The sequence below is a fragment of the Microcystis aeruginosa LEGE 91341 genome, assembly GCF_015206885.1.
GTDB classification, from domain to species: Bacteria; Cyanobacteriota; Cyanobacteriia; order Cyanobacteriales; family Microcystaceae; genus Microcystis; species Microcystis aeruginosa_H.
The window spans coordinates 1-17,604 of the sequence record NZ_JADEXY010000010.1 but is presented as its reverse complement, the minus strand read 5'-3'; the positions used below and the strand labels follow the sequence as shown (position 1 = coordinate 17,604).

Below are 17,604 nucleotides of genomic sequence, written 5' to 3'. Positions count from 1 at the left end.
CAGCAAGTCTAGGTTGATCTAATGCTCACGAGGATCGATAACCACTGATTCCGAGCCGATAATGATACACTAGGCATGATTTAACTACAAACCTCGATCGCAAAAGGAAATAAATATCGATGAAAGCCATGATTTTGGCAGCTGGCAAAGGAACTCGTGTCCGTCCGATTACCCATACGATTCCCAAACCCCTGATCCCGATTTTACAAAAGCCGGTGATGGAGTTTTTGTTGGAACTGTTGCGACAGCATGGCTTTGATCAGATCATGGTGAATGTCAGTCATTTAGCCGAAGAAATTGAGAGTTATTTCCGCGATGGTCAGCGTTTTGGGGTGCATATCGGCTATTCTTTTGAGGGTAGAATCGAAGAGGGCGAGTTAATTGGTGATGCACTAGGATCGGCGGGCGGTTTACGACGAATTCAAGATTTTAATCCCTTTTTTGACGATACTTTTGTGGTTCTCTGTGGTGATGCGCTGATTGATCTCGATCTAACCGCAGCGGTTAAATGGCATCGAGAAAAGGGAGCGATCGCCACTATTGTCACCAAAACCGTCCCCAAAGAGGAGGTATCCAGTTACGGGGTGGTAGTTAGCGACGAGGAGGGAAGGATTCTCAGTTTCCAAGAAAAACCGGCCATCGATGAAGCTTTGAGTACCTGCATTAACACGGGTATCTATATTTTTGAGCCAGAAATCATTGATTTTATTCCCCCTAATAGTAAATACGACATCGGGGGCGAGTTATTCCCCCAATTAGTCGCTAAGGGTGCGCCTTTCTACGCTTTAAACATGGATTTTGAATGGGTGGATATCGGTAAAGTCCCCGACTACTGGCAGGCAATTCGCGGGGTGTTATCCCGGAAAATTAAAAATGTTGCTATCCCCGGCATCGAAGTTAAACCGGGCATCTACACGGGCTTAAATGTGGGGGTAAACTGGGATCGAGTCGATATCACCGGACCTGTGTATATCGGGGCAATGACGCGCATTGAAGACGGGGCGAAAATTGTCGGTCCGAGTATGATTGGCCCAAATTGTTGGATTTGTGGCGGCGCGACAGTGGATAATAGCGTTATTTTTGAATATTCTCGCCTCGGTCCAGGGGCCCGTTTGGTGGATAAGTTGGTCTTTGGGCGCTACTGTGTTGATAAAACCGGCGCGGCGATCGATGTGGAAGCGGCAGCCTTGGATTGGTTGATTACCGATACCCGCAAGGTTCCCCCAGAATTTGATCACCCTAAACATCAGGCAATTCGTTCTTTATTCAATAGCAAGTAGGCAACACCGCAACGGGGAAACCGCTTCCTGCGCGTTGTGGGGAATGATGAATGATGAATTATGAATTATGAATTGGGGAGACGGGGAGAATAAATAAAAATAATCTCCTGACTCCTGACTCCTATCTCCTGACTTCCTATCTCCTGTCTCCCCAAAAGGAAAACTTCCTACCTCACCACACATCATGTTTGATTCTCCTGTTGATCTTCTCATTCTCTCCAATGGTCCTGGAGAAATATCTACATGGGTGCGTCCAGTTGTCAAGAGATTGCGACAAAACTTAACAGAAGATCGATCGCGGTTGCGGATTTCGGTGATCCTTTCCCCTTGTACTCATTCTATGGGGGCGGAAACAGAAGTAGTTAGGAAATATCCGGAGGTAGATCGAGTTCAGTCGCCAGAAAACTTCTTTAATTTTCTTTTCTGGGGAAAAACCGCCGATAATTGGGATTGGCACCCGAAGGGCATCGTTTTATTTTTAGGGGGCGATCAATTTTTTGCCCTCACCATCGGTAAACGTTTGGGTTATCGCACCGTTATCTATGCGGAATGGGAAGCGCGTTGGTATCGGGGGATCGATCGCTTTGCCGTGATGAATACAAGTGTATTAAATAATATTCCCCAACAATATCAGCATAAATTTACTGTTATCGGTGATTTAATGGTGGATTTGCCCACTGCTATCACCCCCGATGATGCTATCTTAATTGCACTCCTCCCGGGTTCCAAACCCTCGAAATTAGCCCAGGGTGTACCCCTAACCCTAGCCATTGCTGAAAAGATCCACGCGCAGGCTCCCCAGACTAAATTCTTAATTCCCGTCGCTCCTACCCTAAATTTAGCTTATTTGGCGAAATTTGCCGATCCTAGCTATAATCCGATGATTACTAAAACCGGTTGGAGTGCTGCCCAATTAAAAAACGGAGAAAAACCCTATCTAGAAACAGCTAAGGGGGTAAAAGTTGACCTAATTACCGATTTTCCCGCCCATAACCAGCTTTCTCGTTGTCATTTAGCTTTAACGACGGTGGGTGCTAATACTGCCGAATTAGGGGCGCTGGCAATCCCGATGATTATTTTACTACCGACTCAGCAACTAGACGCGATGAGAACTTGGGACGGTTTACCCGGTTTATTAGCCCAACTGCCGGGGGTGGGTTCTTTATTTGCTAAGATAATTAATCTCTATATGTTGCGGAAAAAGCGTTTATATGCTTGGCCAAATATTTGGGCTGGTGCCGAAATTGTTCCAGAATTATTGGGGGAATTACAACCAGAGGAAGTGGCAAATATAGCTATATCTTGGTTAGAAAATCCCGAACAATTAGAGGCTATCCGGCAAAAATTGCGGGTAGTGCGCGGGCAAGCAGGAGCAGTGGATAAGTTAGTATCTATTATTGCCGAACAACTGTCTAGTTTCTAAGCAATTAGATAATTAAGCTTGTTGATAGTGAGGATCAATTTCGATTAATTTATTAACAGTTTGATAGAATTCCTGCTGATAAAATTCCCGTTGATTGCTGTCGAGAGCATTAATTAATTGTTCTTGACAGTAGCGACGATATTCCATTAAACTAATTTTTTCCATAGCTATAATAGCATCTTTAATTTGTTCTTCTGGCTGTAAAATTTCCTGACTGGTATGTTCATTTAAGTGAAATAAAGAATTAAAATCACGATTTTTGTCTGTAGTTATCATCAATAAATGATTCTGTAAAGCTGACATCAAATCTCTTGGTTTAGTAATTTGGGTTTCTAACTCTAAAATTACTTGCCATAACCAACGATAATCAGGGACATTAAAAATTAAATCTTTTTCGTCCAAAAGTTCACAAATGAGCCTCCGATATTCGGGAGAATGGAGATAGATTAATAATAATAACCATTCGGCTTTTTCTGTGCCATTTTTTTCCGATTTATCTAAAATATTTTTCCTCTTAATTGCCAGAGATTTTCCTTGTGGACGGTGAGCTTCGTCGAACCGAGGTTTATTAACCTGTTTAGAGAGATTTTTTAAAATATAAGGCAAACGAGTGGCATCTTTTTGAGCCAAAATTTCAGCACAATAATCTAGATAAAAAGTGCGTTGATTGCTATCAATCAACTTTTGTAGTAAACTCACCATACTATTGGCTATTTGTTGAAAATGTAGTCCCTGTTTTAAATCTTTGTTCACCAACATTTGCGAGATTTGCCAATCAATCCAAAAAGGAGATTTTTCGATTAATTCTCGATAACTATTCACCCCTTCAGCACGAGATTTAAGAAATTCGTCGGCATCTTTACCATCGGGAAGATTGAGGATTTTTAGGTTAACTTGTCCTGAATAAACTAGAGAGTTAATTTCCTCGATCGCCCGTTGTGTCGCCTTAATTCCCGCTTGATCGGCATCAAAATTAAATATTATTTGTTTACTTTCACTGTAGCGCAAAAGTAGCTTAATTTGCTCTTGACTTAAAGCTGTTCCTAAACAGGCAACCACATTAGTGATACCCGCAGCATGGAGAGCGATTGCGTCAAAATAACCCTCCACAACTATCGCTAAATCTTGCTGAATAATTGCCTGTTTAGCTCGATCGAGAGCAAAGAGAGTTTTTCCCTTTTCAAATAAAGGGGTATCGGGAGAATTTAGATACTTTGGTTGTTCATTACCTAAACTACGACTACCAAAAGCGATCGCACGTCCTTGACTATCAAAAATAGGAATCATTAAACGATCTCGAAATTGATCGTAATAACCGCTACCATTTTGACGCGCTTTAATTAATCCTGCTTGTGCCACTAAAGCCACAGGATAGCGCTTTTGTTCCACTAAATAACGATAGAGCGTTTCCCAACCTTCCGGAGAATATCCCAGTTGAAAAGTTGCGATAGTTTCTGGGGTTAGTTGTCGTTGTACCTTGAGATAATCTAACGCTTTTTCCCCTTGGGGTTGACTAAGGGCGTGTTGATAAAAACTCACCGCCACGGCCATTATCTCGTATAATTGTTCCTTGAGGGATAATTGCTGTTCTAATTCCTGACGCTGTTCTACTGCTAGAGTTTTAATCGGGATTTGATACCTTCTAGCAAGATCGAAAACCACTTCACCAAAAGATTGTTTCCCCACTTCCATGAAAAATTTAATCCCGTTTCCCCCCGCACCACAGCCAAAACAGTAATACATTTGTTTGGCAGGACTAACCGTAAAACTAGGGGATTTTTCCTCGTGAAAGGGACATAAACCGACGTATTCCCTTCCCCTTTTTTTGAGGACGACTCTCTCGGAAATTAAATCCACAATATCAATTCTTTGTTTAACTTCTTCGATCGTATCTGGATGTAGTCGCGGTGTATCCATAATCAGTTATCAGGTATTAGTTATCAGTCGTCAGTTATCAGTTATCAGGAGAGTTGCTTTTATTTATTCTCCCCGTCTCCCCAATTCATAATTTATAATTTATAATTCATAATTTATAATTCATAATTTATAATTCATAATTTATAATTCATAATTCCCACTCCTTCTCCCCCATCTCCGCACTGCGATGGCGGCATTTTGTCCTCCGAAACCGAAACTAAGACAGAGACAATTGTGCAGGGAAAAATTAATAGCCGATCTAATTAAATTTAATTGAAAAGGCGACTCGCGCACACCGACACAGGGGGGAATTAGCTGATTTTTCAGGGCCATTAAACAAAAAGCCACACCTAATGCCCCTGAAGCCCCTAAAGTGTGTCCTGTTGCGCCTTTTGTCGAGCTTACAGCCACTTGCGAGCCAAAAATGCTGGCGATCAGGTTTGCTTCCCGTTCATCGTTTAAACGGGTGCTAGTGCCGTGGGCGTGAATGTAATTAATTTCATCTTTTCTTAATTGACTTCTGTGCAAACATAGTTCTATAGCTTTGGTAGCACTACGATTATCCACCGCCGGGGCGCTAACATGATCGGCATCGCAGGTAAAACCATAGCCTAAAATTTGCCCGTAGATGGGGGCATTTCTGCTTAAAGCCCGTTCTTCCGATTCAAGGACTAAAATCGCGCCACCTTCGCCCAAAACTAAGCCCTCTCTAGCTATATCAAAAGGATAACAGCCCTTTTTTGCCAAAGCTCCCATCTGTTCAAATCCCACCAAAGTTAAGGGAGTGATCGGAGTTTCGATCGCCCCGGCTAAAACTCGATCGCATTCTCCCATTTTGATTAATTCTACACCCTGGGCGATCGACCAGATGCCCGTGGCACAGGCCGCCATGGGTGCTAAGACTGGGGCGCCGGTTTCTATAATTCTAGCGGTCAATACCGAGGCGCGATCGGGTAAACTATCTAGCCAGTTTTCTACTATTCCCGTCGCTGCCATCTGTTCCCATAAACCCTGACAACCGCGACTAGAACCGATAGTAACACCACAATCCTTTAAGGGAGGGGTTAACTTCGCGTCTTCGAGGGCAGCAATCAGGGCAATTTTGGTTAAATCCTCTAAAAATGCGGGTTTGTGACCGATTAAACCCAAGGGTAAAGCGGGTAAATCAGAAAAGGGTTGTTGTCTAGTTATACCAGTTTTTCCCTCTAGTAATCTTTGCCAACTCTGACTTAAATTTCCCAGAGAACTGATCAACCCAATTCCCGTCACCACAACATTCATTTATCAGTTATCAGTTATCAGTTATCGGAATATTAAATGATTGGGTGGGTGACGGCGAAGATTAAATTATCGTCCCGCGAACCCACCCTAACCGATCGCTATTTTTTCAGATTTTCTGCACCGGAAATAACTTTAGCCGAGTCAATTTTATCCCCTTGTTTAATCGTATCGATCACTTCCATTCCCTTAGTGACATAACCAAAAACGGCATAATCACCATCGAGGAAATTTATATCCGACAGGGCAAAATAAAACTGAGAAGAAGCGGAATTAGGCTGTTGAGAACGGGCCATCGCGATCGCACCGCGTTTATGGGGTAAAGCGACGATGGGAGTGCGCGACGTGGCCTGTTGACCGATTGATTTCCCATAAATCGGCTCTTTTTCGTCTTTAAGGAGAATTTCCAGGGGAACATAACGGGGTTGCTTGGTTTCTGGATCGACAAAACCACCAGTTCCGCGACCTTGGGGATCACCACCTTGGGCGACAAAAGGCTGCGGTTCTGTAACCACGCGATGGAAAGTTAAACCATTATAGAAACCTCTCGCGACCAGATCCACAAAGTTACCGGCAGTAACTGGGGCTGCATTGCCATCAATTTCGATCGTTACCGGTTTACCTTTGATGATCATCTCGACGACAGCAGTTCCATCTAAGCGGGGTTTGTAATTATCCATGTTGACACTGCCCGAACTGGCAGGTTGAGAGGTTTGGGTGATACTAGAATTATCGGGGGTGGAGTTAGCTTCTGGGGAAGAACAGCCGAAAAGTGTGGTCGTTGTGATTAAAAAAACACAAACCACAGACAGCCAGCCAGATTTTCTTATCTTCATCATTTTATAGCCAAAAAGAGCGAAAAAAGGCTTACAATCCCTCTAGAGGAATTTCTAGAAAACGAGCGAGTTCCGCTCCTTGATTTTCCAATTCCGAGAGGGACATCGGATCACCGACGCGAGTTAAAGGGATATCGCGACGCTGTTTAATCCGCAGGAATAGTTCCCGTTTCGGGTTGAGTCCTTCTCGCACTTCGGCCCGCACAGCTTGCACATCTTCCAGGGGCCAATCGAGATCAACGCGACGATTTTTGCCGGGGTAGCCCCAACGAAAGATTTTAAGTTTGCCAGTTTCCTTATTAAACTCGTTGTAACCACCTCCGACATTCCAGAGGAGAGATAACCAGAGATAGATGGCTAAAAGGGTCCCCGCAGTGCCATAAAAGAGGAGGGCGACTCCTTGGGGAATAAATTGTAAGGCACTGGTATCGCTAACGAGAAGTAGATTGACCTTCAAATAACTGGAAAGACCGGCAAGGAAAAACCCTAGACCGCCAATAGAGACGATTACAGCCCAAAAATAGTTACTAGGGCGACGCGCTCCCACTACTTCTTGCCGTAGGATCAGGCTATCTTTACTTGTTGTTTGCGCTTTCATGAATTCTTTTTAAGGTTGCCTAGAGTTATTTTACCAGCTTTTTTCTCGCCACTTCCCCAACCCCGCCCCAGGGATACAGCCGTTGATTTTTCTGGGTGTACCCATGTTTATCACAATATTTACTTATAGGTGAGTGGGGGAAGTTTAGGGGAAAATTCCCTAATCGTAATTCTCCTCGGCAACAATCATGCGTTATATTTATTCGGGGTTTCCTTAATTTGTACCCAGTAACGGCACATTCAGATACAGCACGGGTTATGGCCTTTTGTCAACGGGCAAGTCCAATAATAGTTATAATTCCTATGTTGATGTTAACTTAGCACCCCACAGACAAGGTGCGTTACATTTTATTAAAGCACCAGGTAATAGCGGCGTGCTGCTACGCAGTGCCTTGGAAACCTCACTATCGTTCAACACTTCTCATCCATCTTCTCCTTGCTGCCTCACAAGCTAAGTCGAACTTAATCTTGAACTGATTATCCGCCAGAGTTTTCTGAATTGGTCTAAGCTCATGATCGCCTAAATGGTTTGCTAAATAAGCTTCTATCAAAATCTCAACCAATTGAGCAATACTACCTGTCGGCATTTGAATGTATCGCTGAATATAATTTATTGCCTTTCTATCATCAGTCAGCACTTTGCCACCAATACGTTTGGCAACAACAAAACAGGATAGCTCTGCATCACTCGCACGTTTTGATTGAGGAACGTTTGACATCTCAACCAAATCCTCGATCTCTAGAGGAAATTTTGTAATTTCACCAGAATTAATTAATCTTTTGTAATAACTTAAACTGCCAGAATGTCCCTGCTCAAATTCTAATTGAACATACACTGTAGTAATCACAGAGTATCCAAGCAATTTAAGAAGATGAAAGCGATTAATGTACATGAAGTGAATAATCGCACAAGTATCAATAGCTACTACGCCCCTCACTAACTACTAACCTCCAAAAACATTAGAAGTTCATTTAGAAGCTGATAACCATCTTCCAAAGGCAGCAATAGCATATCTAGGAGCTTATGGTAAGTAATTTCTCCTCTTCTATATGCTTCTGTACACAAATCAATGAAATGCCAGGACAAACCTTGACGTATAATTTGTGCAGATTTACTTCGCATACCTGAAGATAGCGTCGGTGGAGTCTCAGGATCAAATTTCTCGTCATGTTTAATAACCAAACGTTTTTCTTGAATTAATTGATCTTGTAAAGCTTTATTGAGCCATGTAAGCTCAGATAAACGGATAATTACCACTTGAGAACTAACTCGAAATCGTTCAGCAATTTGCCGAATGAGACGAACCCAAGCTTCGTAACTGTCTACAGGTGAATAATCTAGCTCAATTCTTTGTTTTGGAACCAGAAATTTACCTGCAAAACTATTGGCTCTCCACTCAAGTTCAGACCGAGCATTTGAAGATTTTAAGTATGTAACTTCTTGCCCTTCAGAAGAGTCAAATAAAGCATGACAGTACTCATGAGCGGCAGAAAAATTTTGTCGGTATAAATCATCAAGATAGTTGATGAGAATACAGTGACCAGCGACCGGATGGTTAATATATAGTCCAGATATATTTTTATCTTCTAATTGACGTTTGAATATATGAATGCCTTGATTTCTGATTAACTCAAATATATTTTCTACTGGCTGTTGCCCTAAACCCAAACGTTCTCTCTCCAAAGAAGCTGCTTCTTCACCTTGTCTTTTGAAGTAGCTATGATTAAACAGATATTGTGCGTAATTAGGAATTTTTTTAGGCTGACGCTGAAATACTTCCCTTTCTAGGAAATCTTCGTACTCACAAAGCCGAACAAATTCCTGAATAGCAATGCGATCGCTTTTGGAAAGGGCAGCGTTGCGACGAAACATTTCTTGAACTTGGGACTCTGCTGATGGGTAGTCGCCTGTAACTAAGTACCTGAAGTCACGGCGGTACATCACAGATAACAACACCAACTGGTCGCCAGTAATTCTATTCCTGCCTTCTTCAATATCTAGATATTCCTGCAAACTTATTTGAAGACGCAATGCCGACTCTTGCGGAGTAATTGAAAGACTTTCTCGCGCTTTCTTGAGCTTTCTGCCTAAAACTACATAATCAAATGCCATCGCTAATCAGAAAAACAGGAATCCAGTCCCATTATATTGGGAGCATTTCATTTATGCAAGTGAGTAATTATATAGTCATTTCAATTAAAGGTGAGATGCTCCCCTATTTCTAGCTCGGATTCACTCTTGTTAAAAATTGTACCAGACAAATAAAAAAAAGGGAGGTCTAAGAACCCCCCTCAACAGTTAATAATTAGATGACAGCCAAATTAGTAGCGGCCGGCATTGGGTTTATGAACAATAAAGCTCATGGTTTGACATTGTTTGATGTTGTCAAAAGCGATAACGCGGATGTAGCAATCAGAATATTCAGTGCGGCACTCGCGAACTTCATTAAGAACTTCTTGGGGGCCAGAAACAGAGAATAAAGGCAGTTTCCACATCGTCCAATGATAATCGGCGGGTTTGGGATCTTTTTCAAATTCCACAGCAGGAATATAACCCTGATCGATCATGTATTGAATTTGTTTAGCAATTTGTTGATCGGTGAGGGGAGGCAAGTAGGAGAGGGTTTCGTAACGCTTCTCTTTAGGTAAAGTTTTCATGGGTTTCTTGATTCCTTATGGGTTGGGTAGATCATCAACATCGAGATTTAATTCCGATGTCTCTGGTTGACTTATAGCAGTACGGGTGAGACGTTCCAAAAGTTGCCGACGATGTTCGGTATTGTCATTAATAATTCCCGTTTTTACCATCTCTGGCAAGAACTCTAAAACCTGTTCGGCTAAATGTTCTCTTACCGTCATGATCCGCAAAACTAACTCTTTATTCTCAGTCATTAACCCCGCAATATAAGCCTCGCCATCCTGAATGGAATGGCTAGAAGTATAGTGACTCAGCCAAATAGCTAAAGTCGGATTAGTTTCTGACAATTGATCGATAATCGTGCGAACCGCTTGGTAAGTTAGGTAACTTTGTAAGACTTTCGCGGTATCTTGAACAACTTTTTTCGGATACATTTTATACAGTTTTCAGTTATTGGCTAGACAGTTATCAGTGTTGAAATTCTAGCGACTGCTTGCCGATTTTGGGCAAGTCCCCGGCATTATTTTGCACCGATAACTGCTAACAACCTTCTGAAGGGCTGTATTAGAGGGTATCCATAGCCTCGAACTCGAATTTGATTTCTTTCCAGAGTTCGCAAGCGGCAGCCAGTTCAGGACTCCAACGGCAAGCTTCCCGGATAACGTCGTTACCTTCGCGGGCCAAGGAGCGACCTTCGTTACGAGCTTGGATACAAGCTTCCAGAGCCACACGGTTAGCGGTGGCACCCGGTGCGTTACCCCAGGGGTGGCCGAGGGTTCCACCACCGAACTGTAAGCAGGAATCGTCACCGAAGATTTCCACCAGCGCCGGCATATGCCAAACGTGGATACCACCGGAAGCAACCGGCATTACCCCGGGTAAGGAAGCGTAGTCTTGGGTGAAGAAAATACCACGAGCGCGATCTTCTTCTACATAGTCCTCACGCATCAGGTCAACAAAACCCATCGTGATTCCGCGTTCACCTTCAAGTTTACCGACAACGGTTCCCGAGTGCAGGTGATCACCACCAGAGAGACGTAAGCACTTAGCTAAAACGCGGAAGTGGATACCATGATTTTTCTGACGGTCGATAACCGCGTGCATTGCCCGGTGAATGTGGAGCAGTAACCCTTTGTCGCGGCAGAATTTCGCCAGGGTGGTGTTAGCGGTGAAACCACCGGTGAGGTAGTCGTGCATGATGATGGGGGTTTTGATTTCGGCGGCGAATTCAGCCCGTTGCATCATCTGCTCGCAGGTAGGAGCGGTTACGTTGAGGTAATGTCCTTTAACTTCGTTGGTTTCTGCTTGGGATTTAACGATCGCCTCTTGGACGAAGAGGAAACGATCGCGCCAACGCATGAAGGGTTGAGAGTTAATATTTTCGTCGTCTTTGGTGAAGTCTAAACCACCGCGAAGACATTCATAAACGGCACGACCGTAGTTTTTAGCGGAAAGGCCGAGTTTGGGTTTGATGGTGCAACCGAGTAGGGGGCGACCATATTTGTTTAATTTGTCCCGTTCAACGGTGATACCGTGGGGAGGACCTTGGAAGGTTTTGATTAAAGCGACGGGGAAACGGATATCTTCTAAACGGAGACCGCGTAGAGCTTTGAAACCGAAAACGTTACCAACGATCGAGGTGAGGATGTTGGTGACGGAACCTTCTTCAAATAGATCTAAAGGATAGGCAACGAAACAGAAGAACTGGTTATCTTCGTTGGGTACGGGTTCGATATCATAACAACGACCTTTATAGCGATCGAGGTCGGTTAAGTTATCGGTCCAAACGGTGGTCCAGGTACCTGTGGAAGATTCCGCCGCTACCGCCGCACCTGCTTCTTCAGGAGGAACTCCGGGTTGGGGTGTTACCCGGAAGCAAGCTAGTAGATCGGTATCTTTGGGGGTGTAGTCGGGGGTGTAGTAAGTCAGGCGGTAGTCTTTTACGCCGGCCTGGAAACCTTTGGATTTGGCTTGCACCATTGGGATTATTCCTCCATAAACTGCATGATTAGTCGCACCTGTAAAATCTCGCCGTCAACCGACATAGATTTTTCTTAAGCTCCTTTCCCCTGCTGCTAGGAGCGAAGTTAGGGAGCAATTTTCACTAATGTTTTTTTCAACTGATCATCTTAACACGAACTTTACCCTATTCTGATCATTTTTTTCTCTATCCCCAAAATTTTGATTGTTTTTTTTTCTTGGGGCGATTAGTTTCTTTAATCTCTCGTCATCTAACTTTGATAATCTATACAAAAACACAAAAAAATCAACAAAAATTTACCTGATTGACACACAGAAACTTCTGCTCATCAGGCTTTGAGCGATTAAAACTACTTGTTAATTGAGGAAGATTATCAATAATTACAACCTCAAAAAATGTCGGCAATCGCTAAATATTAACTGAATTTCTAAGCAATTATACCCAGTACCTAGAGGACAGTTAGACAGCAGTGAACTCTAGATAAATTAGGTCTAATTACTCAGTAATTATTGTTGAGATTTTTGGCTTGTGAACGATTATTTTCCCCTTCAAGAATTAAGGTTATTGTTGCCATTAAAACGATGACGTTCTGGAAATAGCGTGACCAATAACTGATTGATATAGACTTTTCCGACCACCGATGCTTGATTCGGTCGGTTAGTAGTAGATGCTTGTTCTCTGGTTTCCGCAGGACTAGCCTCGGCGACCATTTCCTCGCTATCCCAAGGACTGGCCACGGTTTCGGCGACCATTTCCTCCACGGACGGCACTGGGGACACTTGACTGACTACGGGTTCCGGTTCTGGTAAAGGGGGTCTTTCTGGTTCCGATCGGGTTGCTGACACCTCAATGGTAATTTGACGGGAAGTATCTCCGATCAGGGAGCCGGAGGGCACGATCGACATCGCTGCCACGGAAGCATTAAAAATCGTTGTGGTTGACCCGATACAGGCATTTTCACCGATTTCACCCTGACCGACTATTAGAACTCCTGTACCTAAAATTGCCCCGGCACCGATAGCAATAACACCCTGATAGGCGGTTAGAATCGTTCCCATACCCAGACAAGCACCCGCACCGATAATTATTTGGCTATTGGGGGCTGCTCGGAGAATCACCCCCGCAGCCACGATCGCACTCTCATCAATGGTTACATCACCATTAATATAGAATTCCGAGCGGCTAATAGGTTGAACAGGGGGTAAGGACATAATTGACAGTTACTCAGTGATCAGTGATCAGTGATCAGGGGTTAGGGGGTAGGGGTTAGAGTTTCAGGTATTTTTCCCGATCCACCAACACCTAACACCTATCTCCGTTCACCGCTCGCCGAGTCCTGAAATTAAGGGCGTTGAATAATCGATTCGAGAACACGACGTTTTGCTTGGGAGTCAATCCCGATCAGACGAACGTATTCCCCTTGATGGTCGCGCAGACAGGTTTCTAAAGCGGCCACCACATCGGATTCGCGACTGCTATCGATGGGGGTGCAGCTTTGCCAAGAACCGGTTTTAAAACGACGTTTATCCGCGTGTTCACTGCCAATTTTGTGACCTTGGTTCAATAAAGAACGAATTTGAGCGATCGTTTCTGTGGTTAAGGTACTGGTTAAAGTGGCAGTACCGCCGCCGGAGGAACCGGAACCATAGCTTTTGAAACTCGGTTCCGCAACGGCGGCGGTTTTACCGTTGCCATTACTAGCCACCGAACCATCGGGACGCTGGATCACCGTTTCTAAAACCCGTTTTTTGGCTTTAGCATCGATACCGAGTAAGCGGACGTATTCGCCGCTATGTTCGCGTAAACAATCTTCCAAAGCAGTAATTACATCAGATTCGCGATTGCTTTCGATCGGAGCGCAACTCTGCCAAGAACTGGTTTTAAACCGGCGTTTATCGGCGTGTTCGGTGCCGATTTTGTAGCCTTGGGCGAGCAGGGAACGAATTTGAGCGATCGTTTCCCCACTTAAGTTACCACTGCTGCTATAACTGGCTCCGTTACTAGCGGGGCTGCTGTAGCTGCTGGTTTGGCCGCTGCCGTTACTAGCGGGGGTGCCGCCGGGACGGTGAATAATCATTTCGACGACGCGTTTTTTCGCCTGCGGGTCGATCCCGATCAGACGGACGTACTCATCGCTATTTTCAGCCACGATCGCTTCGATATCGCGAATGATGCCCGCTTCGCCCTTGGTTTCGATCGCCGGTCCTGTTAACCAAGAACTGGTTTTAAACCGGCGTTTATCGGCGTGTTCGGTGGCGATTTTCAGCCCTTGGGCCAGCAGGGAACGCACTTGCACCGACAGGTCAGAATTGCCGTTGCCGTTGCTATGGCCGGCGTGGACGGCGGTGGTGGTGCGGGCCGGTTCTCCCGGGGTGTCTTCGGGGCGTTGGATAATCATTTCCAGTACGCGCCGTTTAGCGGCGGGATCGACTCCGATCAGGCGGACGTATTCGCCCTGTAGGTTTCTCAGGGAGGCTTCTAGGGATTGGGATACCTGTTCTTCGCGGCTGCCGTCGATAAAGCCGGCACTTAACCAAGAACTGGTTTTAAAGCGGCGTTTGTCAGCGTATTCTAGCCCGATTTTGTAGCCTTGGGAGAGGAGGGAGCGAACCTGCGCTCGAATGTTTGTATTTAAACTCATAGGTGTCACCGAATTTCTATATAGCGTCTCATTAGCGATGTTTATAGCGGCTGCCGGTGGCGGAGTCGCTGGGCTTTGGGCTTTGATCGGGACGCTGGGGGCGAGGTCGATATCGACAATGTGACGAGTGAAGGCTCGATCGATTTCTGTGACATCGGGTAAGCGATCAGCCTGCTGTTGGCTGGTGATCACGGAACCGGATGGCACGAATTTACCGGCGGGGATTTCCACGTCTTGAACGAGGGCGTGCATCATGACTATGCAATCGGCCCCGATGCGAGCATTAAAGACGGTGGAGCGAAAACCGATAAAACAGCGATCGCCCACATAGGCTGGCCCGTGAATGAGTGCCATGTGGGTGATGCAGCTGCCCCGGCCGATCCACACTGAATATTCTCGGCCGTCATCTCCCACCACACGGCTTTTTTCTAAACCGTGGATGATTGCCCCGTCCTGAATTTTGCTGTCGTCGCCAATGTGAAAGGGAGTTCCCTCATCGGCGCGGATGGAAGTCCCCGGAGCGATCACCACTCGCGCCCCGATCTCGATAGCGCCACTGAGGTTAGGGAAGGTGTGGACTTTGGCACTCTCGTCTATGCGCGTTTCCTCTGGGGATTTGGTCCGCTTTTTCGGACTAGCCGCCGTTGTGCGGACGACCATAGTTAGTCTTCCTCCATACTGAATTTGGCTGGCTGGTTGTTAATTAACTGTGTTTGGGTCCTATCGATGTTTAACCGGATTGACGAAATTCGTCCCTCTTGCTGTAGAGGGTGCGATTTTCTACGGTTATAGTGTCAATAATCCCCACCACCATCGCGTCAAGGGGGCGATTGTTCTGCCCGTCTTCGATCCGAGCCGCTCCTCCCCGGGACACTAGCACCCATTCATTAAGCCCCGCTCCGACAATATCACCCGCTACTTCGTATTTAGGCAAAAGTTGCCCTTGAGCGTCGATGAATTGCAAAAGCAGAAGTTTCACTCCCGTCATACTGCGAGGTTTCAGGGTGCTAACGACGGTTCCGCAAACTTTGGCAATTTGCATGGAATTTGTTTACACTAAAAGTTAGTTGCGCTCTAGATTCGTCTTAAAGGTTGCGGGTTAACACTTTCACGAAACTGTTCCACGGCGTCTGTATAACGAATGGGAAGAACGAATTCGAGGTTTTCGTGGGGACGGGCGATGATGTGGGTCGAGAGAACTTGACCACCTTTAACACGATTAGATGCCGCTTCTGTCCCCGCCGATACGGAGGCCTGTACTTCCGAAACGTCCCCCCGGACGATGACGGTGACGCGACCACTACCAATTTTTTCGTAACCTACTAGGGTTACGCGGGCGGCTTTTACCATGGCATCAGCCGCCTCGACGACGGCTGGGAAACCCAAGGTTTCCACCATGCCCACTGCAATTGACATAATATTTTTGTCTCCTAATGGTTGGCTTTCTTCGACTCTATAGATGCTGACCCCGATTAACGGTGTTTAGTAGCTGCGGAATTGCTCTACTTCTTCGGTGTAGCGAATGGGCAGCACGTATTCGAGGTTTTCGTGGGGACGAGCGATGATATGGGTAGATAGCACTTGTCCTCCGTTAACCCGGTTGGCGTTTTCCACTCCGGCAGCCACAGAAGCTTGCACTTCTGAAACGTCTCCCCGGACAATGACAGTGACACGACCACTACCGATCTTTTCGTAACCCACTAGAGTCACCCTGGCGGCCTTGACCATGGCATCGGCCGCTTCCACAACGGCGGGAAATCCTAGGGTTTCAATCATTCCTACTGCAATTGGCATTTTTTTGTTCCTCGCTTGTCAAGCCAAACTAAACTATTAATTTCGTTAGCGTTATCAACTTTGTTTCAGTCAAATTCTTTCCTTGTTACTTTTCCTGCTCTAGCTTTGGTGGCAGTCGGGATCGTGGCAAGGTGGGGGTAAGACCATCCTAAATTTTATCTCGATCGTGACCGTTTTCATCCACTAATTTTATTTTCTAGGGCTGGTTGGTAAAAATTTGACGAGTCAGGCAAAATTATCAACCTAAAAAAAGCATAGGAAACTATGACACCTTTGACAATATAAAACATTATGATTATTTCTCATCTTCACGTTAACGAAAGTTAATCATTCCTTCCCTTCGTTCATCAGCCTCAGCAATTCTCAGGACATTTACGGACAAAACCTTTGCTATGACTGCATTTGCGCTTTCACTTTTCTCTTGGCAGCTCGATTGTCTCCGCCAGATTTACTGGCAGATAAAAGCCTATTTTTCGCTGATTTCGGCTTTTTTATAATTTTTTTATACTATATACGGCTGGGGTTGGGGAGTGGGGAGTGGGGAGTGGGAATTATAAATTATGAATTATGAATTGGGAGCATCCCACTTTTGCCATAAGCAATTATACTTGGATGCAAAATGCTTAGTGGGATGCTCCCTTATCAATTGGGGAGTGAGGGAGCCTTTTTCAGTGATCAGTAAACAGTGAAAGGAAAACTCACCTCTGATCACTGCTCACTGATTCTAGCGATCAATCTCGCCTTCGTAGGGTTGGACACCGATCGAGGGATAATTATCGTGGTTAGGACTGAAAACTTCTAAGACTGCATGAGCTAACTTTTGGAAAAAGTCGGGACTCTCGTGCAAGGATTTAAGTGCCGCTTCTAATTCCGGACGGGAGAAATCGAAGCCTTGGGAGCGAGCTATCTCTAGTAATTGCTGAGGATCTTGGGTTGAACGCATTTTTTTACCCAATTCTTCGTTTTTAGCGGCTAAGGCGAAAAAGTCGAACACTTGATTTTTAGACATATAAATACTTTTCCTTTGATGATTAAAGGTGTGGCCTCGGCGGCGTGGAGGTTAAACTGCCTAGTAGGGTTTATTTTTATCCTACCAGTCAGGAGATATCCTCAAAGCAAAAGTTTCGTTTTTATTTGCTTGTATGGCTGAGTATGCTTTTTCTGGGAAATGGGAATTATGAATTATGAATTGAGGAGTGGGGGTGTGGGGTGTGGGGTG

Annotated in this window: 17 protein-coding genes; 2 read left to right on the top strand and 15 right to left on the bottom strand. The window is 45.0% G+C overall.

Annotated elements, in window-relative coordinates:
• The first annotated feature begins 119 nt into the window (after nt 1-119).
• On the top strand, nt 120-1,280 hold the full coding sequence (locus IQ234_RS03060; protein ID WP_193955989.1) for a sugar phosphate nucleotidyltransferase: 1,161 nt from the start codon (nt 120-122) through the stop codon (nt 1,278-1,280).
• Nucleotides 1,281-1,464: 184 nt separating this feature from the next.
• Nucleotides 1,465-2,703: a lipid-A-disaccharide synthase gene (locus tag IQ234_RS03055; protein ID WP_193955988.1), complete on the top strand. Its 1,239-nt coding sequence runs from the start codon at nt 1,465-1,467 to the stop codon at nt 2,701-2,703.
• A 12-nt stretch (nt 2,704-2,715) separates the two neighbouring features.
• Here IQ234_RS03055 and dnaG read toward each other — a convergent pair whose 3' ends face one another.
• From dnaG to IQ234_RS02980, 15 genes are all read right to left on the bottom strand, one after another.
• On the bottom strand, nt 2,716-4,620 hold the full coding sequence (gene dnaG / locus IQ234_RS03050; protein WP_193955987.1) for a DNA primase: 1,905 nt from the start codon (nt 4,618-4,620) through the stop codon (nt 2,716-2,718).
• A 141-nt stretch (nt 4,621-4,761) separates the two neighbouring features.
• Nucleotides 4,762-5,901, bottom strand: coding sequence for a beta-ketoacyl-ACP synthase (locus IQ234_RS03045; RefSeq protein WP_193955986.1), 1,140 nt, complete (start codon nt 5,899-5,901; stop codon nt 4,762-4,764).
• Nucleotides 5,902-5,999: 98 nt separating this feature from the next.
• A complete protein-coding gene (locus IQ234_RS03040) occupies nt 6,000-6,737 on the bottom strand; it encodes a peptidylprolyl isomerase (protein ID WP_110579325.1) in 738 nt (245 codons plus the stop codon).
• Nucleotides 6,738-6,765: 28 nt separating this feature from the next.
• On the bottom strand, nt 6,766-7,332 hold the full coding sequence (locus tag IQ234_RS03035; RefSeq protein ID WP_193955985.1) for a photosystem I assembly protein Ycf4: 567 nt from the start codon (nt 7,330-7,332) through the stop codon (nt 6,766-6,768).
• A gap of 403 nt (nt 7,333-7,735) precedes the next feature.
• On the bottom strand, nt 7,736-8,224 hold the full coding sequence (locus IQ234_RS03030) for a hypothetical protein (RefSeq protein WP_193955984.1): 489 nt from the start codon (nt 8,222-8,224) through the stop codon (nt 7,736-7,738).
• Nucleotides 8,225-8,268: 44 nt separating this feature from the next.
• Complete coding sequence (locus IQ234_RS03025) at nt 8,269-9,444, bottom strand: helix-turn-helix domain-containing protein (protein WP_193955983.1); 1,176 nt, start codon at nt 9,442-9,444, stop codon at nt 8,269-8,271.
• A 209-nt stretch (nt 9,445-9,653) separates the two neighbouring features.
• Nucleotides 9,654-9,989 (bottom strand): ribulose bisphosphate carboxylase small subunit, encoded by a 336-nt coding sequence (locus IQ234_RS03020; protein ID WP_002741682.1) that lies wholly within the window; start codon nt 9,987-9,989, stop codon nt 9,654-9,656.
• 15 nt (nt 9,990-10,004) lie between these two features.
• Entirely contained in the window at nt 10,005-10,403 is a 399-nt protein-coding gene (gene rcbX, locus IQ234_RS03015) for a RuBisCO chaperone RbcX (RefSeq protein WP_002732424.1), read from the bottom strand.
• Nucleotides 10,404-10,533: 130 nt separating this feature from the next.
• Nucleotides 10,534-11,949, bottom strand: coding sequence for a form I ribulose bisphosphate carboxylase large subunit (locus tag IQ234_RS03010; RefSeq protein ID WP_002753365.1), 1,416 nt, complete (start codon nt 11,947-11,949; stop codon nt 10,534-10,536).
• A gap of 549 nt (nt 11,950-12,498) precedes the next feature.
• Nucleotides 12,499-13,161, bottom strand: coding sequence for a carbon dioxide concentrating mechanism protein (locus IQ234_RS03005; RefSeq protein WP_193955982.1), 663 nt, complete (start codon nt 13,159-13,161; stop codon nt 12,499-12,501).
• 131 nt (nt 13,162-13,292) lie between these two features.
• Nucleotides 13,293-15,251: a ribulose bisphosphate carboxylase small subunit gene (locus IQ234_RS03000; protein WP_193955981.1), complete on the bottom strand. Its 1,959-nt coding sequence runs from the start codon at nt 15,249-15,251 to the stop codon at nt 13,293-13,295.
• 70 nt (nt 15,252-15,321) lie between these two features.
• Nucleotides 15,322-15,633, bottom strand: coding sequence for a EutN/CcmL family microcompartment protein (locus IQ234_RS02995; RefSeq protein WP_002734360.1), 312 nt, complete (start codon nt 15,631-15,633; stop codon nt 15,322-15,324).
• Between the two features lie 32 nt (nt 15,634-15,665).
• A complete protein-coding gene (locus tag IQ234_RS02990; protein ID WP_002741689.1) occupies nt 15,666-16,007 on the bottom strand; it encodes a carbon dioxide-concentrating mechanism protein CcmK in 342 nt (113 codons plus the stop codon).
• Between the two features lie 66 nt (nt 16,008-16,073).
• Complete coding sequence (locus IQ234_RS02985) at nt 16,074-16,385, bottom strand: carbon dioxide-concentrating mechanism protein CcmK (RefSeq protein WP_002734613.1); 312 nt, start codon at nt 16,383-16,385, stop codon at nt 16,074-16,076.
• Nucleotides 16,386-17,109: 724 nt separating this feature from the next.
• Nucleotides 17,110-17,394 (bottom strand): Nif11-like leader peptide family natural product precursor, encoded by a 285-nt coding sequence (locus IQ234_RS02980; protein ID WP_002731728.1) that lies wholly within the window; start codon nt 17,392-17,394, stop codon nt 17,110-17,112.
• Between the last annotated feature and the right edge of the window lie 210 nt (nt 17,395-17,604).